Origin of the sequence: Gibbsiella quercinecans (assembly GCF_002291425.1) — a bacterium.
GTDB classification, from domain to species: domain Bacteria; phylum Pseudomonadota; class Gammaproteobacteria; order Enterobacterales; family Enterobacteriaceae; genus Gibbsiella; species Gibbsiella quercinecans.
Genome location: NZ_CP014136.1, coordinates 3,438,495 through 3,458,501, shown reverse-complemented (window position 1 = coordinate 3,458,501; position 20,007 = coordinate 3,438,495). Strand labels below are relative to the sequence as shown.

The window sequence follows — 20,007 nt, the reverse complement described above, 5'->3', positions numbered from 1 at the left end:
GGCGCCCACCTTCCCCATATCGTGGTCTTTCATAACAGCCGCTATTTAGCAGGCTACCGCTAACGCCGTGGCCGCATCAGGGTCACGATAAGCAGGCCACCGACGATCGCCGCAACGCCGGCGAGCAGGCTCAGCGTTAAAGGCTCGTTCATAAAAAGCACCGAAATCAACAACCCTACCAGCGGTACGCCTAACATCGAGGAAGCCATAACGGTACTGGTGAGCCACTGGCTGGCCGCATTGACGGCGCAGAAACAGAACGCCGTGGCCAGCGGCCCCACGAACAGGGCAACTTCCCAAAAACGCAGAGAATTATCACCGGTGTAAGGGCCCTCTTTACACCAGGCCAAGATCAGCAACGGTACCGCCGCAATCAGCATTTGCCAGGGCGCCAAATGATAGGCGCTTGAAGCGCCGCGATAATAACGCAGGTGAAGAATACAAATGGCCCAACAGAATGACCCCATCAGCAACAGCAGATTGGCCCGCAACACCGCGCCGTTCGCCCAATCGAGCGTCAACGGGTTAAACAGAACGGCGACGCCGGCAATGCCGATCAGCGTCCCGATCCACTCCGGGCGGGTCACCCGATGGCGAAAGAACAGAATAGCCCCCGGCATCACCCACAACGGGGTGGTATAGGCAAGGATGGCAGAGCGCCCGGCGGGAATCTCCATCATGGCAATGGCGCCCAGCGCAGTGAAGGCCAGCATCTGGAGCAGGCCAACGCTAAGCAGTAACGGAATGTCGCGGCGCTGTGGGCGCTTTAGCGTGCCGGTGACAATCTGGATAGCGAATAGGCAAAGCCCACCCAGAACAAAACGCAATGCGGAAAACCACAGAGGGGTGATGTGATGCAGCCCCATCTTCATGACCGGCCAATTCGCGCCCCAAATCAGAATCGCCAAAAACAGCATGGCCACCCCGCACACCCGCGGTGACGCTATGGCGGCTTTCCAGCGATGAACAGCCTGCGTTTTGTTCCAGCCTATGTTTTTACTTTCTGACGGGGAGTAATGCATTGTTATTTTAACTCTCTCGTTGAAGTTTGCTTTTCCAGGTTCCCCAATAACGCCAATTACCGGCCAGCGACATTAATACGCTTGGCGATTAATCAGGAAGCTGCACACCTGTAGCTCGAAATCTATCGGGTATAGGTATTTTATTATTTTCATGACAGAATGTTTTTCCGTTATTAAGCCGAACGCTGTTTGTTTCAGTGTGAATTTTCCATCCAGCCCTTCATTCACAGGAAAGGTTTTCTTTTATGCGTAAACTGGATAAAACCGATATCAATATCCTTAATAAACTGCAGGAAAATGCCAAAATCACCCATGCTGAATTAGCGAAAGCGGTGAATCTCTCCACCACGCCCTGTTTTAACCGGGTCAAAGCGCTGGAAGAACTTGGGCTGTTCCGCCAGCAGGTGACGCTGCTTTCGCCCGAGCGCCTGGGGCTGCGCGTCAACGTGTTTATCCACGTGAGCCTCGATCGTCAGATAGAGGAAGCATTGCAGCGCTTTGAACAGGCGATCGCCGAACGCCCGGAAGTGATGGAGTGCTACCTGATGAGCGGCGACGCAGACTACCTGCTACGCGTACTTGTAAATAATATCAATGAGATAGAAAGTTTTATCATCAACCACCTCACCCGTATTCCCGGCGTGGCCAACATTCGCTCCAGCTTTGCCCTCAAGCAAGTGCGCTACAAAACGGCACTGCCGTTGCCCGCGGAGGGCATGTGGCTGCAGCAAGATTAATTTTGTTTCGTTTTTTCTTGTTTTTTATGCCATTAAAACAATAAATATAAAAATACTTGAAATTTTTAATAAAAAAATAGAATTAATTAGCAATTTAAATTCGTTTTGTTTCGTGTAATATTTGGGGTACAGGATAACCGTGTTCTCCATAGAATACCCCAATCGGCCATTATCATTGTCTACCGGAGCCTTATTATGAATCTGGAAAAATTCCCACGTCATCAATTAACGTTTGGCCCCTCACCTATTACGCCAATGAAAAGGCTCAGTGAATATTTGGGCGGCGATGTAGAAATCTATGCCAAACGCGAAGATTGTAATAGCGGCTTGGCATTTGGTGGCAATAAAACCCGTAAAATGGAATATCTGATCCCAGAAGCATTAGCTCAGGGCTGCGATACTTTAGTTTCCATTGGCGGTATTCAATCAAATCAAACTCGCCAGGTAGCCGCCGTTGCTGCACATTTAGGAATGAAATGTATTCTGGTGCAGGAAAACTGGGTTAATTATTCTGACGCAGTTTATGATCGGGTCGGTAATATTGAATTGTCGCGTATTATGGGCGCCGATGTGCGCCTGGACAATGCCGGTTTTGATATCGGTATTCGCGAAAGCTGGAAAAGCGCCATGGAAGAAGCGGCACAAAACGGCGGCAAACCGTTCCCGATCCCGGCCGGCTGTTCCGAGCACCCTTATGGCGGCCTGGGTTTCGTTGGCTTTGCGGAAGAAGTGCGCCAGCAGGAAGAGGAACTTGGTTTTAAATTTGACTATATCGTCGTGTGTTCAGTCACCGGCAGTACCCAGGCCGGGATGGTGGTTGGCTTTGCCGCGGATGGCCGTGCCCGCAATGTGATTGGCATCGACGCGTCGGCAAAACCGGAAAAAACCAAGGCGCAGATTTTACGCATCGCCCAAAACACCGCCAACCTGGTTGAACTGGGCCGCGAGATCACGGAAGAAGACGTGGTGCTTGATACCCGCTTTGGCGGGCCGGAATACGGCTTGCCGAGCGAAGGCACGCTGGAAGCCATCCGCCTGTGCGCGCGCCTGGAAGGTGTGATGACCGATCCGGTCTATGAAGGCAAATCCATGCAGGGCATGATCGGCATGATCCGCAACGGCGAATTCCCGAAAGGCTCAAAAGTTCTTTATGCCCACCTGGGCGGTGCGCCAGCGCTGAGCGCCTACAGCTACCTGTTCCGCAACGGCTAATCGCAAACCGCAGGCCCGGGAAACCGGGCCTCGGCATCTCCGCGCCCCGGCTTTAAAAGGTTAACTGCGTGGTGGAAAGCACCTCGCGCAGGCCAATAAAAGAACGGATCTGGCGAACGCCAGGCAGAAACAGCAGTTGTTCCGCATGCAAGCGATTGAAACTCTGATTGTCCTTGGTGCGAATCATCAAAATATAATCAAACTCGCCGGTAACGACATGGCACTCCATGCAGCCACTGATCTGCTGCACCGCCGCCTCAAAGTCTTCAAACGAGCTTGGCGTTGAACGATCCAGCACCACGCCAATCAACACCACCAGCCCGGCATTCATCGCCTGCGGGTTCAGCAACGCGACATAACCTTTAATCAGGCCCGCCTGCTTCAACCGCTCCACACGCCGTAAACAGGCCGGCGGGCTCAGGCTGACTTTCTCGGCCAGCGCGACATTAGAGATGGAAGAATCCGCCTGCAGCAGGCGCAAGATCGCCATGTCAAAACGATCAAGCTCATGCGGTTTTTTTTCCTCGGCGTCCAGGGTCACGATTGGGGGTTTAGCTTTCATGGTTTCCTCGCAGCGGCATCACAATATTCAGTATGGCAATAATTTTGCCTGATAACCATTTTTCGTAATTAATGTCAGCCTTTTCCCTAAAAGGCGATACAAAACGGATAGAATCCAGACCAAAACGAACCACTGTTGTGCTGATGCGAAAAGACTGACCAATGCTATTGACTCGCGTTGGCAAAAGGCTATCCTTCCCCAACGGCAATCATGCCTGCCACTGTGGATCCCCACCCAAACAAAACGCCGTTTTCCCTTAAGCCAAAAACGCATAAAAATTCATTTTAAGTGCAAATAAAATCAAATTAACCCCATTAATTTCTCTTATCTGCCGCCGCGCTTTCATTAAATATGACTAAGAAGTTAAAAACAGCGCCATAATGCAAATTCAGAACATAAAGCAGCACAAAACCCCATAATGAAATCACATACCAGCACATAAAATTAATATAATAATCATTATCAGTTATAGAAACCATTTTTCGGTATGCCCGCAAACCGTCACAACACCCTCCTTTTACTCAAAAAAACCTTTTATTTCATAACTATAAGTAAAAATTATCCCTGAATGGCCGCAGCCATAATGCCATTTGACCTGCTCTGGGTTTGTCGCTAATTTGGGAGTCCGCTGGAAGGATCCCCGACGGAACAGCGTCTCGTCATATTTATGCAGTAAGCAATTAAAAAGAAGACTCCCTCATCAGGCAAGCCATCACCACTTGTGAGATCGTTTTGAGAGGCCGGAAAAGAGAGCGGCATAACCACTGACGCGTTAGGCATAGCCAGGCTCAGTGAGGGATCGCTCGCGGTAAAGGTGCCCGCGTTCTGGCGGTGAAGGGGAGTACCCCAGCAGAGCCTGGGAAAATATGCTCAATGCTCTTTTATGAGCAGAGCAATGTCAGCGACAATATAATATTTTATACATCAACAATTTGCATGAAATGCACCGAACTGATCCCATTTCGTGCAAAGGAGAACCCCGATGACAAATCCAAACCCTTATCCCTACGGTCTGTATGATCCGGCCCAGGCCAGCGATAGCTGTGGCGTAGGGTTCATCACCCGTAAGGATGGCACGCAAACCCACGAGGTGCTCAGTATGGCGCACAGCGCGCTGTGTACCGTGCCGCACCGTGGCGGTATGTCAGCAGAAGGCGTGGGCGATGGCGCGGGGGTCAACGTGGATCTTTCTCTGGCCTTTTTCCGCAAACTCACCGGCCTGCCGCTGGAAGCCGGGCGCTTTGGCGTGGGCAACTTCTTTGTGCCCAAAGATCCAGAGCTACGCGCCAACGCCGAACGGCTGGTGGAAGACGTGCTCGCCACCTATGGGCTTGGCGTGATAGTAAAACGGGATATTCCGCTCGACACCAGCGTGCTGCGCCCTGCGGCGATCGCTTTCCAGTTGCCTATCGTGCAGTGGATATTTAACGCGCCGCAGGACATCGCCGATCAGAATGCGTTTGAAAAGCACATCTACCGCGCGCTGCTGGATATTGAAGCCCGTGCCTTTACCGAAAGCGAATTTGGCGGCCTCTACCCGCTTTCGCTTTCCTCGCGTACCCAGGTGTTCAAAGCGCGGCTGAACTCCAACGAAGTGATCCCCTATTTTTGCGATCTTACCGATCCGGATCACGCGGTGCACAGCCTGTTCTTCCATACCCGCTTTTCCACCAACACCGATCCGCACACCACCATGGCGCAGCCGTTCCGCCTGATGGCGCATAACGGCGAGCTGAACACCGATCGTAAAAACCGCATCGCCGAAGCCGCGCTGGCGCTGGCACGCGGCAAAAACATCGTGCGGCCCAAGGGGCAGTCCGACAGTTCGCGGCTGGACCAAACCATTCACAGTCGCCTGATGGAAGACGATCTGGATCTGATCACCGCTGTGGTGTCGATGATGCCGCCTGCGTGGGAGAACGACGATTCGCTGTCGCCACAAGTGCGCGCCATGCTGGAATACTTCTCGCTGTATGAAGAGAAGAACGACGGCCCGGCGGCGCTGATTTTCGGCAACGGCGAAGTGATTGGCGCGCGGCTTGATCGCCTGGGCCTGCGCCCGCTGCGCTCCGTGGAAACCGCAGATTATATCGGCGCCATGTCGGAAGCGGGCCAGATCGCCTTCCCGCCGGAAAGCGTGCTGCGCCGCGGGCGTATCGAAGCCGGCGGCATGCTGTATTACGATCACCGGGAAAAACGCAGCTTCAGCACGGTGGAAGCGCTGGAAAAACTGGCGGCCGAAAAAGACTACCCGGCGCTGCTGTTGCGCGCACGCATCACCCTGCAGGATCTGCCGCCGATCCCGGCAGAAAAACAGGGTTCGCCACTGCGCTACAACGGCGATCTGGAACGCTATCAGCGCTTTGTCGCCTACTATTACAATCAGGAAAGCTTCAAGTTCATGATGGACCCGATGCTGGCCACCGGCGCGGAAAAAATTTCGGCCATGGGTTACGGCAACGCCATCAACGTGCTGTCCGACCACGAAGGCGGCGTCGCGCACTATTTCTCACAGCGCTTTGCGCAGGTGACCAACCCGCCGCTGGACTCCATCCGCGAGGCCGACGGTATGACGCTGCGCGTGGCGCTGGGCGCCAAACCTCATCTGGGCCGCAGCAAGGGCCGGCAGATTATCGTACCCAGCCCGATCCTCACCCACCTGGATATGCTGCGCCTGCGCGAACAGCAGGTGGCGCCCTATGCCCGCTTTGAAATGCTGTATACGCCGGTAATCGGCAACGATCTCATCAGCCGCGCCGCCAACGCCAACGCGCTGGAAGCCGCGATTGATGCGCTGGCACAGCAGGTGGTGGACTTCGCCCGTGAACAAGGCGGTATCGCGGTGATCACCGATCGCCATATCTCCTCTACCCGCGCCGCCATGCCGATGCTGCTGGTGGTTTCCGCCATCAACCAACGGCTGGTGCAAGAGGGCCTGCGCCTGGATCTTTCGCTGGTTGTGGAAAGCGGCCAGAGCATTTCTTCGCACCACATCGCCGCAGCGCTGGGCTTTGGCGCCTCGGCTATCTACCCATTAGGCGTGCAGATGCGCGCCGAAGAAAAATACGGCGAAGGCGAGGAAGGCAACAAAGCGTTTAAACGCTATGCCAAAGCGGCGGAAAAAGCGCTGATGAAAACCATGGGCAAAGTGGGTCTGTGCACCGTCGAAAGCTACACCTGCGGTGAGTTTTTCGAGCCGAACTTCCTTGATACCAACGATCCGGTGTTGAAGAAATACTTCCCCAACATCAAAACGCCGGTGGGCGGCGCCGACTTCGCCGCTATAGCCCAAATGACGGTAGACTGGCACCAAAGCGCGCTGAAGGTCAAAGGCGAAGCCGATGTGCCGCTGCTGGGGCTGTTTAAAGAACGCGCCGAGGGCGCCGGCCACTCTTATGGCACCATCGCCGTGCGCAGCTTTATCGATATGACGGAGCGGCCGATCCGCTTCGTCGACAAACCGCGTGAAGAAGATCGCTTCATGCGCCTGCTGACGCTGTCCAAGCTGGATGATGCCTTTGCGCTCAAGCCGGCCGCGTTTGCCCACACCAGCTTTGATCGCCTGTCAAACGCCACCATCGATAACTTCCAGGTGACCCCGGACTACCGCGAGTTCTCGGCCCTGATGGCCCAGGAACGCAAACGTCGCCCGGCCGCGCTACGCGACATTCTGGCATTCCCGGCGGATTTAACCCACATCGACAGCGTGATGGAGTTCGGCCGCAAGCTGGGCCGCTATGCGCTGATCAATAACGGGTTTGCGATTCGCGGGCTGGAGTGTGAAAACGCAGGCGACGGGCGCTTCACACTGCGCCTGGTAGACGCCGTCGACGGCCTGAAGCCAACGGCTGAACGGCTGAAGGCACTTGCTCTGGCGCTCGTCAACCGCTTTGCCGGCGAGATTGAAGAACGCGAAATCGTGGACGATACGCTACGCCTTCGCGCGCAAGGCGATGCCGCCGATTATCTGGCGCGCATCTTTACTACGCCGGCGCCGTTAGCGTTAAGCGCCGTGCAGCCCGCCAGCGAAATTACCCGCACCTTCGCCTCCGGCGCCATGAGCCACGGCGCACTGGTGGCCCCGGCGCACGAAGCGGTGGCGCACGGCACCAACATGGTTGGCGGCATGAGCAACTGCGGCGAAGGCGGCGAGCACTATTCACGCCATGGCACTCTGCGTGCTTCACGCATCAAACAACTGGCTTCCGGCCGCTTTGGCGTATGGGCCGGCTACCTGGCCGATCCGATGCTGGAAGAGCTGGAAATCAAAATCGGCCAGGGCGCCAAGCCCGGCGAAGGCGGCCAGTTGCCAGCGCCGAAAGTGACGGTGGAAATCGCCGCCGCCCGTGGCGGTACGCCGGGGGTTGAACTGGTTTCACCTCCGCCGCACCACGATACCTACTCGATCGAAGATTTGGCGCAGTTGATCCATGACTGCAAAGCGGCGCGGGTGCGAGTGATCGTCAAACTGGTGTCGTCGGAAGGCATCGGCACCATCGCCGTTGGCGTGGCGAAAGCCGGCGCCGATGTGATCAATGTGGCCGGCAACACCGGCGGCACCGGTGCAGCCTCCGTCACCAGCCTGAAATACACTGGCCGCGTGGCGGAAATCGGCATTGCCGAAGTGCACCAGGCGCTGTGCGCCAATGGCCTGCGCGATAAAGTCACCCTGCGCTGCTCCGGCGCGCAGCAAACCGGCAGCGATGTAGTGAAATCCGCACTGCTGGGCGGCGACAGCTTCGAATTCGGTACCACCGCGCTGATGATGCTCAAGTGCGTCATGGCGAAAAACTGCAACGTGAAGTGCCCGGCGGGGTTAACCACCAATGCCGAAGCCTTCAACGGTGATCCTCGCCAACTGGCGCAGTACTTTATGAACGTGGCGCACGAAGTGCGTGAAATTCTGGCCTGGCTCGGCCTGCGTTCGCTGCGCGAAGCGCGCGGCCGCGCCGATCTGCTGCACCTGATGGACCACCCGCGCGAAGTGGGCCAGTTGGATCTGCGCGCCATGCTGACCGTGGTGCCGGAGGTGAAAATCGCTCACCCGGTCTATCTGGAAAAAGACTTCCACCTGGATGAATCCTGGGTAGCACCGCTGCGCAGCGCGCTGGTGGAGCAAGGGCTAACCGATCTGGAACTGGGCCAGGGCATCACCCTCAACAACCGCTACAAGAGCGTGGGCGGCCAGTTGGCGATCGACATCGAAAGGCTGCTCAACCACCAGTTGGATCATACGCAGCTGGCCAACATGCCGGCCGTATTGCTCGACGATCGCGGTCGCCACTACCTGCACCCAGGCACCGTGCGGATCGCCACATCCGGCTCCGCCGGCCAATCCTACGGCGTGTTTTGCAACGATGGCATGCGCCTGCAGCACAGCGGCACCTGTAACGATGGCGTCGGCAAGGGCCAGTGCGGCGGCGAAATCATCGTCACCTCACCGGGCGGCGGCTCACAGGAACCCGGCGGCAATGTGCTGATTGGTAACTTCGCCCTGTTTGGCGCCACCGGCGGCCGTCTGTTTGTGCAGGGCCAGGCCGGCGACCGTTTTGCCGTGCGCAACTCCGGCGCTACGGCGGTGGTAGAGGGCGTGGGGGATTTCTGCTGTGAATATATGACCAACGGCGCCGTGCTCAACCTCGGCACCTTTGGCAAGGGCTTCGGCAACGGTATGAGCGGCGGTTTCGCCTACCAGTACGATCCCTACGGCACACTGGCCGCGCACGCAGCCGGCGACTCGGTGCTGTACGGCGCCATCGCCGCCGACGATGCCATGGCGCAGGTGCATGAGCAAGCGGTGCTGGCGATGCTGCAGTGGCATCTGGAAGCTACCGGCTCTGAGCGTGCCGCCTGGCTGCTGGATAACTGGCAGGCCGAACGGGCGCACTTTGTTTACGTGATGCCGCGCGCACTGCTGCTGTATCAGGACGCAGGCGAAATTCTCAAGGCCAAGCCGCGCAAGGATCTATTGGAAGAGCTGTCCGTCGCGCTGGCGACCCATCAGGTCGCCAAGTTCAAACGCGCATGGCGGGATAACAAAACCATCGCCGGCGGCGCAGTGCCGGGCTATGGCGATACCGACACGGCGGAAATGCTGGTGTTGCTCAACAACTACACCGTGTTGAGCACCGCCCAGCAGTTGGCGCTTTCTCGTTTACCCAAAGGCACCAGCGTGGAAGACCCAGCCGCCCAGAAAGCGGTGCGCAACCTGCTGATGACGGAGGATTTCGCGCTGATGAGCAAACTGCAGCGCCACGGCCGGGCCGCTATCGAGCACTACAGCGATGATGAGCTGGCTGCGCTGATCGCCGCCAAACGCGTGGCGGATTACAAGGCGGCGCTGAAGCAGCGCAATATCCGTTCGATGGACAGCCTGGCGACCTACGGCTGGATTATCCATCAGGATGCGCGCAACACGCAGACGCTGGGCAGCCTGCCAGACTTCGAAGAGCTGTTTGCCCGCGCCGCGTTGCCTGAACTGGCCGCGACGGTGGGCAAGCTGGCCTGATCGCGTTGCGATGAACAATGAACATTGAATTTACAGAAAACGCAAAGACGGAATCGAGAATCAATATCAATGAAAATACCCTTCATTCCTGAAGATGCACCGTTTAACGGTGAACAGAAATCCTGGCTGGCGGGGTTTCTCGCCGGGCTACACTCGCGGTTGTTAGTTATCGAAGGCACCCAACCGGCCGCAGGCAGCGCCGGCACGGCTAATGCGGCGCAGCTTCATATCCTGTTCGGTTCCCAAACCGGCAATGCCGAAGCGCTGGCGCAGAACGCCGCCGCCGCGGCACGGGCCAAGGGGATGGTGCCGGTGGTTCAGGCGTTGGGGGAAGTCGATCTTGACGTCTTCGCAACCATGCGTCACGTGCTGATCATCACCTCGACCTACGGCGAAGGTGAAATGCCGGACAACGCCCAGCTGTTTTGGGATGCGATTTCCGCCAGCACGGCACCGCGCCTGGAGCAGATGCACTTCGCCGTGCTGGCGATTGGCGACACCAGCTATGACGGTTTTTGCCAGGCGGGCAAATTCATTGATATGCGCCTGGAGCAACTGGGCGCCAAGCGGCTGACAGATCGCGTCGACTGCGACGTGGAGTACGAGCAGCCGGCCAGCGACTGGATCGGCAGCGCGATCCCGCAGTTTTCCGCCAGCGCGGGCGGCAGCGGCACGGCGCTCGCCAGCGCCCCAGAGGCCCCGGCGATCCCCGGCAGCAATAAACATAACCCTTATGCGGCGGCCCTGGTCACCAACCAGCGCCTGTCCGGCGAGCTCTCCGGCAAAGACATTCGCCACCTTGAGTTTGATCTGGCCGGCAGCGGGCTTCGCTATGAAGTCGGCGATGCGTTAGGGGTGATCCCGGTGAACGATCCGGCGCTGGTCAATCTGCTGCTCACCCGCCTGAACGTGGCGTATGACACGCCGGTTCCCGGCCATGACAGCAGCCTGGGCGATCTGCTGACCTACCAGTTTGAAATCAGCGAACCGTCACGCAAGCTGATTAAATGGGTCGGCCAGTATACGGCCAACGAAGAGCTACGCCATATTCTGCAGCATGATGATAAAGACACGCTGGCGGTCTGGCTGTGGGGCAAAGACACGCTCGATCTGCTGCAGTTGGATCCCAGCCGTGCGATCGGCGTGCAGGAGTTTGTGGCGCAGTTGCGCCCATTGCAGCACCGCGCCTACTCCATTTCCTCCAGCCAGAAAGCCCACCCCGATCAGGTGCACCTGACGGTGGCCGCCGTGCGCTACCACAGCGCCGGCCGGGCGCGCGGCGGCGTATGCTCGACCTATCTGGCCGATCGCGTCCGGCGCGGCGAAAAACCGTCCATCTTCATTTCGCCGAATAAAGCCTTCCGTGTGCCCGCCGACGGCGATGCGCCGCTGATCATGGTCGGCCCCGGCACCGGTATTGCGCCGTTCCGCGCCTTCTTGCAGGAACGCCAGGCCAGCGGCGCCAAAGGCAAAAACTGGCTGTTGTTTGGCGATCAGCATCATCAGCACGATTTCATCTACCAGGATGAACTGGCGCACTGGCAGAAAAATGGCCTGCTGACCCAGCTCGATCTGGCCTTCTCACGCGATCAGGCCGAAAAGATCTACGTGCAAACGCGGATGCGCGAACAGGGTGCGGAGCTTTACGCCTGGCTGCAAGAAGGCGGCCACTTCTATGTCTGCGGCGATGCAACCCGCATGGCGAAGGATGTCGATAAGGCGTTGCACCAGGCGATCGCCCAGCACGGCGGCCTTTCAGAAGAAAAAGCCGCGGACTACGTCAACCAGCTCAAAAAGGAAAAGCGCTACCTGCGCGACGTATATTGAGTGGTGACCACATCAATGGCAGCTCCGGCTGCCATTTTTTATGCCGTCTGCAACTTGAAGTATGAAGGGTATAGAACAGTATAATGGCGGATAACATTAACCATTACCTACCGTTCGCCAATCACAAACGAGGTCGATCCCCCATGAAACTTTTCATTTACGAACACTGCCCGTTCTGCGTCCGGGCCCGGATGATCTTTGGGCTGAAAGATATTGCCTATGAGCAGGCAGTGATTATGGAAGGCGATGCAGAACCCCCTATCCGCATGGTCGGGCGCAAAGTGGTGCCGATTCTGGCCAAGGATGACGGCAGCTTTATGCCGGAAAGCATGGACATCGTGCATTACGTTGATGCGCTTAAGGCGCCGTTAATCGCCGACCAGCCGGTCGATCCTGCGATCGAAGCCTGGGGCAAAGCCGCATCGGGCGCGATCTTCAAGCTGGCAGTGCCCCGCTTCACCCGCGGCGATTTTCAAGAACTGGCCACCCCACAGGCACGCCAGGCCTATCTGGAGCGGGAACAAAAAGCCTTTGGCGATCTGGACGCGCTGACGGCGGAAACCCCAGCGCTGGTCGCGCAAGTGCAGCAAAAACTCGCCGAACTGGAGCCGCTGCTGGCAGGAAAAACCGAGGTCAGCACAACGGACTTTATCCTGTTCCCGCTGCTGCGCTCGTTGAGCATCGTCAAAGACATCAGCTTCGGCCCGAACGCCAGCGCCTATATCACGCGCCTGAGCGCGCAAAGCAAGGTAGATTTGCTTAGCGGGCAGGCAATGTAACCCCCTGATGGCGGCCAGCGCACCGGCCGCCGTTATTCCTCGCCGTATGCCGCCTCTTCCAACAACCAACGGCAGAACAGGCGAATAGCACGCTCCTCCTTGCGCTGCGCATGCACCATCATCCAGGTGGCGCGATCCACCTCCACAAAGCCCAATGGGGCAACCAACGTCCCCTGCTGGATGTCTTTCTTGACCAACATTTGCGGCGTCATGATGATGCCAAGCCCGCTGCGCGCGGCCTGAATAGCCAGCATCAGGTTTTCAAAATGCCGGCCGGCCCAGAAGTCCCCCTGGGCGCCGGTTTTCCTGGCCCATTCGGCCCAGGCGTGAACCTTGGTGTCGGCGTGCAATAGGGGCAGCGTGGAAAAGTCCGTCGCGTAGGTAAAGGCCTGCGTGAAATCGGGCGCACACACCGGGCCGATGTAATCCACACTCAGCAGCGTGGTTTCGATATCCGGATCCACCGGCCGTTCGTGGCTCAGTAACAGCACATCGCTATAGCCGCTTTTCAGTTGTTCAATATCGGTACAGGTTTGAAACGTCAGGGGAATATCCGCATACCGCTCCGAGAAACGGCCGATGCGCGACAGCAACCATTGGGCCAGAAAGCTTGGCGCGCAGGCGATGGTTAGCGGGCTTACGCCCTGGTTTTTAATTTCATGGCAGGCGCGTTCAAGCTCGCCAAAAGCCTGCAAACAGCTTTTTTTCAGCCGTTCGCCGGCCGGGGTGAGGAATACCCGCCCATGGCTGCGGGTAAACAGTGGCGTGGCGAGCTGTGCCTCCAACTGCCGGATTTGGTGGCTGATGGCGCTATGAGTCACGTTCAGCGATTCAGCCGCCAGGCTGAAGTTTTCAAAGCGCGCCGCCTGCTGAAAATAGTGCAGCGCCCGCAACGACGGTAGATCGGCCATACCTCACCCTGTTAGAAAATCTCACATTCAGTGTGTGATTATATCATTACAACCGCAAGCCGAAACGTTTTAGTCTGATTACCAGCAACGGGCCAACGGAGTGACCCAATGCCGTTTTCACACGGGTTCCCGCTCCTCATTTAACCGAAGCACAGCAACATAGACGTGGTAATTATGAGTTCCTCACAGATACAACCCCAGTTAGTTATGTTCACCGGTGGCAGGGATAGCACCCTGGCAGCCTGTTATCTGATGTTACAAGGTATCCCGGTGCATTTATGGTCGGGCAACAGCGGTTGTTCACTACACCGCGGGATTTTGGCGCACCGAGTGGATGAACTGAAGGCCCGGTTCGGCGATCTGGTCTTGGGGCATACCGTTGCAGACATCAGCGGCGCCTTCCGTTCGATCGCCATCGAAAACCTGGAACAGGATATCCTCAACTACCGCAAAAACCTGGTGCTACTCGGCGAGAAGCTGGCGATCCACGCGCACTTGGTGGATTTCTGCCGTCACCATGGTATTACCACCATCAACGACGGCATCACCCATTACCAGAGAGAGTTCCCAGAGCAGCGGTTGGTCGCCAAAGAGTACCTGGTCGCACTGATGGCGGAATTTGGCATTCACTATCATTCGCCGATTTACGAATTCGCCCACTCGGCGGAAGACGTGAAATACCGGCTTTTGCAGCTCGGCATTTCGACTAAATCGCTGGAAGGCATCAGTATTTTCGCCGATAGCTTCACTACCCCCAGCGACGAGGTGATCCTGGCTTATTTACAGGAAAAAACCCCGCGGGCGATAGACATCATCAACTTCCTCTCCGGCAATACGCTTGTCGATATGGCGGCCAGCCCTCAGTTGACGGCCGTATAAGCAGGAGCATCCCGTGAAAGTTATTGTGAAATGCGCCGCGATTATTTTGCACCAACGTGCATTGCTTCTGACGCGCAAGCGCGGCACCCAGATTTTTATCTCACCGGGGGGCAAGCTGCACCCTGGGGAAGATCACCTCAGTTGCCTGCGCCGCGAACTGCGGGAAGAGTTAGCCGTCGGGGTGCGTGACGTCCGCCCTTTCGGCCTGTTCCACGGCCACGCCGAATTTGAAGATGTGATGATTGAAAATCACGTTTATCACGTCGAGATCGTCGGGCAACCACGCGCTAGCGCAGAAATCGAAGAGATCGCCTGGGTCAACTACCGGCAGCCGGCGAACGAGATCGCGGTGGGTTCGATCTTCCGCGACAACATTCTGCCCCTGCTCTATCAACAAGGGATTATCGATTGATGGATGCCTCCTCGTTATCGCCACTGCTACAGCAGGCCCACGGCGATCGGTTTTATAAACGGGCCGGCCAGTACCGCGATGAGCTGCGTACTGCGCTAACGCGCCTGTATAAACTGGACGAGTACGATGTCTTCTTTGTCCCATCCGTCCGGATCGGGATGGTGATCCTGTCGCACTTGTTCCGTAAGCAGAACGTTACGCTGTGCCTGGCCCGCCACGAACATTATCAGCCGATCAACCTGCTGTTCCCCGATGCCACGCTGAACGCCGCCTGGCCTGGGGAAATGCACATCATCACTCACGTCAACCCGTATACCGGCGCGGTGAATGCCATCCATCCCGGCCCCGGCAACGCGGTGGTGGACGCTTCGCACAGCTTTGCCACCGGCCTGCACCAAAACCTGGTGGCGCAAAGCAACGTTTTTATTGCGCCGTTGCATAAGCACGCTTCGCTGACCGTTGGGCTGGCGATCGTCGCGATGCGAACAGCGCAGTTCAGTACCCTGCTGCGCAGTGAGCTGCGGCTGTTTGAAGAGGCTACCGCGTCTCTCTGCCCACTGCAGGAAGCTCTGAAAAACGTGCATAGCAACCAATGGCAACCCTACAACGTGGCGCAGGTGGGCGCCATCCGGCTAACGACTCCGGGCGGCGCCGAGTGTGCCTCGGTCAGCGATCCCGGCCTGCCGTTCAGTTGTCTGGCGCTGCCGGCGCTTGATGCAGCGCAGCGCCAGCGGGCTAAAGCCCTCGGCGGCAGTTGGTTCCCGGAAACGCAAACGCTGCGGCTTTCCGGTTGGGCGCGCGGCCAGGCCGGCGAGCACCACGATGCCACCGACGAAATCATTTCAACACTAACAACACTCTGGAGTACACCATGAAACAAAACCCCGGCAACCTGATTGGGATAATAGGGGGAATTATTCTCAGCACCGATTCCGTGTTTATCCGCCTGATGTCCATCCCAAACTCCTGGCTGATTGTCGTGCTGCGCGGGTTGTGTATGTGGGGAATGTTCTTCGCCGTCTGGCTGTTGTGGAAGCGCAGCCGCAGCACCATCGGCACCCCTTGGTTAACGCGCGACAACTGGCTGTCGGCGCTGTTCTTCTGCGTGGCCTCGGCCTGCTTCGTCAATGCACTCAACCGCGGCAATATCGCCACGGTGCTGGTCATCATCTCCTCCACGCCTTTTATTTCCGCGCTGATCTCACGCTTGTTCTTCGGCGTGCGTATCGATCGTAGCCTGATGGCGGCAGCGCTGGCGGGGATTATCGGGGTGGTGATTGTGATGTTCGGCAAATCCGGCGATCAGAGCGCGGTGGCCAACGCCTTCGCGCTGGCGACGGCGGTATCGATGGCGCTGGCGTTTATCTTTTCCTCAAAGGTCAACAGCGGTACGGTCGGCTTGCCGTCTCTGGGCGGCGTGCTGGCATCGCTGCTGATCATGGCGTTCAACGGCAAACAGATGTTCGACACATCGCTGCTGCTCAGCGATACGCAATGGCTCTGGGTGGTAGTGGAAGGCGCGCTGATTATGCCGCTGGCGATGGGGCTGATTGCCTTGTCCACGCGCTTTGTTTCACCGGCGAACGCTGGGCTGTTTCTGCTGCTTGAAACCGCATTGGCGCCGCTGTGGATTTACCTGTTCCTGGGGGAAGCGCCGGCACCGCACGCTCTCGTCGGCGGGGTGATTATCGTGGCCGCGGTGATATCGCAAAGCCTGTATAGCCGCCGCCAGCAGAACACCGAGCGTTATGCCGATGCCGGTTAAGCGGGGTTACATCACAGCGCGCCGTTTTTTACCGGTGTGCCGATAACCCATCGCCAAGGGTGGCGTGTCCTTTTTATACGCAAGTAATAAGCAAGGAGCATGCCGCCTAAGGCGCAGAGGTTGTTGTTAGCTGTCTACTTGGCAACATGGCGTTATCGATTAAATTGAAATTCAGTTCCTCATCCTAGCTATAAATCGTAATGACATCAGCGTTACGCATATTGTATAATTAACATCCAGCGGAACACCCGGAGAATCACAATATGCCCGTTACGAATCACGTTTCCGGCAAGCGCGAAACATTGAATTTACGCATTAAACCCGCCGAACGCGATCTTATCGATCGAGCGGCGAAAGCCAAAGGCAAAAACCGAACCGATTTTGTTCTGGAAGCGGCTCGCGCCGCCGCAGAAGAAGCATTAATCGAACAACGCATTATTATGGCAGATCCTGAAGCCTATCAGGAATTTCTTACCCGTCTGGATCAGGCTCCTGCGCCAAACGCCGCGCTGCGAAAAACCATGCAAACGCCTGCGCCTTGGGATCAGAAAAAATGATCTCCCCCCCGGAGCCGCTTCATGCTGAACATGTACTCGGCCCGTTTTGTTGCGGCGTGGATTCTATGGATAACTGGCTGAAACAACGGGCGATGAAAAATCAGTTAACCGGTGCATCAAGAACATTTGTCTGCTGCGACGGTGCGAAAGTGCTGGCGTATTACTCACTGGCATCCAGTGCGGTAGTGGCAAACGCGGCGCCTGGCCGCTTTCGCCGTAATATGCCTGATCCAATCCCGGTGGTCATACTGGGGCGTCTGGCGGTAGACAAATCATTGCACAGTCAGGGTATCGGACGGGCACTGGTGCGAGATGCCGGCCTACGGGTGATTCAAGTGGCGGAAACTATCGGTATCCGGGGGATGCTGGTTCATGCCTTATCTGATGAAGCGCGGGATTTTTACCAACGGGTGGGGTTTGAGCCCTCGCCGATGGATCCGATGATGCTGATGATAACGCTGGGGGATTTGCTTGCCAGTGCTTAATATATATCCCCCTCATACTGCAAGTTGCAGGTGTGTTGGCTTTATTACTCGGCCCATATATGGACGCTCCGATAATGCCAATGTTTTTTTCTGAAAACGTGAACAGGTATTGCAGCCATATATCCGGTTTCTTTCGGGGTCTTACTGTGACCCGAACCATGATGAAATCCGCCAGGTGAGCGCCTAACCATCCCTACGGGCTACATTGCCCTGGCCGATTACGGTATGTCTCACCTGCGGTCTTACCTGTTTCGCCATCTTCTTGATTACACGAGCAACTACCGGACTGCGTTTACGCTTGCTGCCCCGACGCACTCATTGAGCTAGCCTCAATGGGCGCAGCGGGGCGATATTCTGTTCCCTTCACCAGCATCGACCACAGAATGCGGGCCGTTTTGCTCGCCTGGGCCACCACTGCCACGTTGTAGTTTTTCTTCTGTAGCAAGGCGAACAACCACGGCATCGTTTCCTTGTGCCGTTCAATCACCGCTGCAACGGCACGCGCACCGTGCATCAGCAGATAACGGAAGTATCTGTCCCCCCGCTTGCTGATACGCCCCAGGCGTTGCTTCCCGCCGCTGGAGTGCTCACGCGGCGTCAGCCCCAGCCAGGCAGCAAACTGCTTTGCACAATGAAATTGTTGCCCATTGCCTACCGACGCCACCAGGTAGGTCGCGGTCATCAGTCCCACTCCCGGCACTTTCATCACCCGCTGACAGGCTGGCTGGCTTTTCGCCCACTGACTGAGTTCTTGTTCAATCAGGGTAACCTGGTCTTCGAGCGCAAGGATATGCTCAAACTGGCGCGCAACGCTGCGGCGAACAAAGGGGGACAGGGTAATATCTCCGTTTTCCAGGATATCGGGAATGCCCTGATGAAAAGCACAATGTCCGGTTGGCATAATGAGACCAAACTCGGCCAGCATGGCGCGTAAACTGTTCACGCATGCCACCCGTTCCCGAACCAGTATGTCACGCTCGGAATGCAGAGCGAGTATCGCCTGCTGTTCGGCCGTCTTGACCTGCACAAAACGCATGTTGGGGCGAGTGACTGCCTCGCAAATGGCTTCGGCATCAGCCGCATCGGTCTTGTTGGTTTTCACGTAGGGCTTGACGTATTGCGGCGGCATCAGTTTGACCTGATGACCATACTGGCTGAAAAGCCGGGCAAAGTGATGGCTGGATGCGCAGGCCTCCATCCCAATCAGGCAGGGGCTGAGTTGCATAATGAAAGGCACCAGTTTGTCCCGGTTCAGTTTTTTCCTGAGCACCGTGTGGCCGGTGTGATCGATGCCATGAAGTTGGAAAACATTTTTTGCCAGGTCGATACCCAAAGTAGATACTTGCATTTGGACGCTCCTTCTGCTGAGTTTACGCTCGTATTTTGGCACTTGGATGCCGTCAACGTTGGAGCGTCCATCTCATTATCCCTGGTCCTCGCCCCGATGGGGCCGCTGCCCGCAGCCTTCAAATCTGCTCCCGACGAATTTGTCGCTGCGTTGCCGCCTACCGGCTCGCGGGATAGAAGCCCTGGTAGAGCTGTTCCGCCGCCTGGGCGATTCGCGGCCCCATGCCCAGGATCAGCGCCTGATCGATGGTCACAATATGGTTATTGCGCCACGCGGCCGTCTGGGCAACGCCGGGAATATTGCCCAGCAGTTTTTTCCCGCCGCCCCCGGCCAGGCTTTGCGTGGTAACCACGATGACATCCGGGTTAGCGGCAATAATCGCTTCACCGCTGTAAGTCCGATACTGGCTATGGTTGGCGACATTGCGCCCGCCGGCCAGGCGCAAAACGCCATCGGCCACCGTCCCGCTGCCGGCAATCTGCGGCGAACCGCCGCCTACCGATAACATGAACAACACCTTCACCGGCGCAGGCTGTGTTGCCGCTTTACGCGAGACGGCGGCCAGCCGCTGGCTGATATCGTTAACCAGCGCCTGGCCTTTTTCCGTGGCCCCCAGCGCCGTCGACAACGTTCTTATGTTGCCGAGTAACTGTTCCGCCGTGGCGGGCGTACGCGGTAAGGCAATAATATCCACGTGCTGCTGGCGCAGCTGTTCCAGCACGCTGCGCGGTTCGGCATCCTGCCAGGTAATCAGTTTATCGGGGCGCAACGCCAGCAGCCCTTCAGCGCTCAATTGCAGCCAGTAGCCAACGTGCGGCAGCGCCTGCGTTTGCGGCGGATAAGACGTTGTTTGATCCACCCCCACTACCCGATCCCCGGCGCCGAGCGCATACACAATTTCCACCAGCGAGCCGCCGACCACCACCAGCCGTTCCTGAGCCTGCGCCGCGGCGCACAGCCAACCGGCCAACAAAGCAATAACCAGACGTTTCATCATCAGTCC

Annotated in this window: 16 protein-coding genes; 11 read left to right on the top strand and 5 right to left on the bottom strand. The window is 57.2% G+C overall.

The features are described from left to right. Positions 1 to 59: 59 nt before the first annotated feature. Positions 60 to 917, bottom strand: coding sequence for a DMT family transporter (locus ACN28Q_RS15940; protein ID WP_165907117.1), 858 nt, complete (start codon positions 915 to 917; stop codon positions 60 to 62). A gap of 350 nt (positions 918 to 1,267) precedes the next feature. On the opposite strand from ACN28Q_RS15940, the gene ACN28Q_RS15935 reads away from it, so the two are divergent. Then, the gene (locus tag ACN28Q_RS15935) at positions 1,268 to 1,759 is read left to right on the top strand and encodes an Lrp/AsnC family transcriptional regulator (RefSeq protein WP_095847236.1); all 492 of its coding nucleotides are present in this window, start codon (positions 1,268 to 1,270) and stop codon (positions 1,757 to 1,759) included. 195 nt (positions 1,760 to 1,954) lie between these two features. Continuing rightward, positions 1,955 to 2,971: a 1-aminocyclopropane-1-carboxylate deaminase gene (locus tag ACN28Q_RS15930; RefSeq protein ID WP_095847235.1), complete on the top strand. Its 1,017-nt coding sequence runs from the start codon at positions 1,955 to 1,957 to the stop codon at positions 2,969 to 2,971. Between the two features lie 52 nt (positions 2,972 to 3,023). Here ACN28Q_RS15930 and ACN28Q_RS15925 read toward each other — a convergent pair whose 3' ends face one another. Next, positions 3,024 to 3,533, bottom strand: coding sequence for an Lrp/AsnC family transcriptional regulator (locus tag ACN28Q_RS15925; RefSeq protein WP_095847234.1), 510 nt, complete (start codon positions 3,531 to 3,533; stop codon positions 3,024 to 3,026). Between the two features lie 982 nt (positions 3,534 to 4,515). Here ACN28Q_RS15925 and ACN28Q_RS15920 point away from each other — a divergent pair. The 3 genes from ACN28Q_RS15920 to grxB all read left to right on the top strand — a co-directional run bounded on the left by ACN28Q_RS15920 (position 4,516) and on the right by grxB (position 12,647). Further along, entirely contained in the window at positions 4,516 to 10,041 is a 5,526-nt protein-coding gene (locus ACN28Q_RS15920; protein WP_095847233.1) for a glutamate synthase-related protein, read from the top strand. A gap of 69 nt (positions 10,042 to 10,110) precedes the next feature. Further along, positions 10,111 to 11,868 (top strand): sulfite reductase subunit alpha, encoded by a 1,758-nt coding sequence (locus ACN28Q_RS15915; RefSeq protein ID WP_095847232.1) that lies wholly within the window; start codon positions 10,111 to 10,113, stop codon positions 11,866 to 11,868. Between the two features lie 143 nt (positions 11,869 to 12,011). Beyond that, entirely contained in the window at positions 12,012 to 12,647 is a 636-nt protein-coding gene (gene grxB, locus ACN28Q_RS15910; RefSeq protein ID WP_095847231.1) for a glutaredoxin 2, read from the top strand. Positions 12,648 to 12,679: 32 nt separating this feature from the next. Here grxB and ACN28Q_RS15905 read toward each other — a convergent pair whose 3' ends face one another. Further along, positions 12,680 to 13,558 carry a LysR substrate-binding domain-containing protein gene (locus ACN28Q_RS15905; protein ID WP_095847230.1) on the bottom strand — a complete coding sequence of 293 codons (879 nt, stop codon included), beginning with the start codon at positions 13,556 to 13,558 and terminating at the stop codon, positions 12,680 to 12,682. Positions 13,559 to 13,765: 207 nt separating this feature from the next. On the opposite strand from ACN28Q_RS15905, the gene ACN28Q_RS15900 reads away from it, so the two are divergent. The 6 genes from ACN28Q_RS15900 (at position 13,766) to ACN28Q_RS15875 (ending at position 17,656) form a co-directional block, all read left to right on the top strand. After that, on the top strand, positions 13,766 to 14,437 hold the full coding sequence (locus tag ACN28Q_RS15900; protein WP_095847229.1) for a hypothetical protein: 672 nt from the start codon (positions 13,766 to 13,768) through the stop codon (positions 14,435 to 14,437). Between the two features lie 13 nt (positions 14,438 to 14,450). Further along, positions 14,451 to 14,849, top strand: coding sequence for an NUDIX hydrolase (locus ACN28Q_RS15895; RefSeq protein ID WP_095847228.1), 399 nt, complete (start codon positions 14,451 to 14,453; stop codon positions 14,847 to 14,849). Then, positions 14,849 to 15,724: a DUF6024 family protein gene (locus tag ACN28Q_RS15890; RefSeq protein ID WP_095847227.1), complete on the top strand. Its 876-nt coding sequence runs from the start codon at positions 14,849 to 14,851 to the stop codon at positions 15,722 to 15,724. Before ACN28Q_RS15895 ends, ACN28Q_RS15890 begins: the two co-directional genes overlap by 1 nt. Next, the gene (locus tag ACN28Q_RS15885) at positions 15,721 to 16,614 is read left to right on the top strand and encodes a DMT family transporter (protein ID WP_413541203.1); all 894 of its coding nucleotides are present in this window, start codon (positions 15,721 to 15,723) and stop codon (positions 16,612 to 16,614) included. The genes ACN28Q_RS15890 and ACN28Q_RS15885 overlap by 4 nt, the downstream gene beginning before the upstream one ends. A 263-nt stretch (positions 16,615 to 16,877) precedes the next feature. Continuing rightward, the gene (locus tag ACN28Q_RS15880; RefSeq protein ID WP_095847226.1) at positions 16,878 to 17,171 is read left to right on the top strand and encodes a type II toxin-antitoxin system TacA family antitoxin; all 294 of its coding nucleotides are present in this window, start codon (positions 16,878 to 16,880) and stop codon (positions 17,169 to 17,171) included. Beyond that, entirely contained in the window at positions 17,168 to 17,656 is a 489-nt protein-coding gene (locus ACN28Q_RS15875) for a GNAT family N-acetyltransferase (RefSeq protein ID WP_095847225.1), read from the top strand. Before ACN28Q_RS15880 ends, ACN28Q_RS15875 begins: the two co-directional genes overlap by 4 nt. Before the next feature lie 292 nt (positions 17,657 to 17,948). Here the strand turns inward: ACN28Q_RS15875 and ACN28Q_RS15870 are convergent, their stop codons facing one another. Both ACN28Q_RS15870 and ACN28Q_RS15865 read right to left on the bottom strand, forming a co-directional pair. Next, positions 17,949 to 19,004 (bottom strand): IS110 family RNA-guided transposase, encoded by a 1,056-nt coding sequence (locus ACN28Q_RS15870; protein WP_095847224.1) that lies wholly within the window; start codon positions 19,002 to 19,004, stop codon positions 17,949 to 17,951. A 157-nt stretch (positions 19,005 to 19,161) separates the two neighbouring features. Beyond that, a complete protein-coding gene (locus tag ACN28Q_RS15865) occupies positions 19,162 to 20,001 on the bottom strand; it encodes a heme/hemin ABC transporter substrate-binding protein (RefSeq protein WP_230469593.1) in 840 nt (279 codons plus the stop codon). Between the last annotated feature and the right edge of the window lie 6 nt (positions 20,002 to 20,007).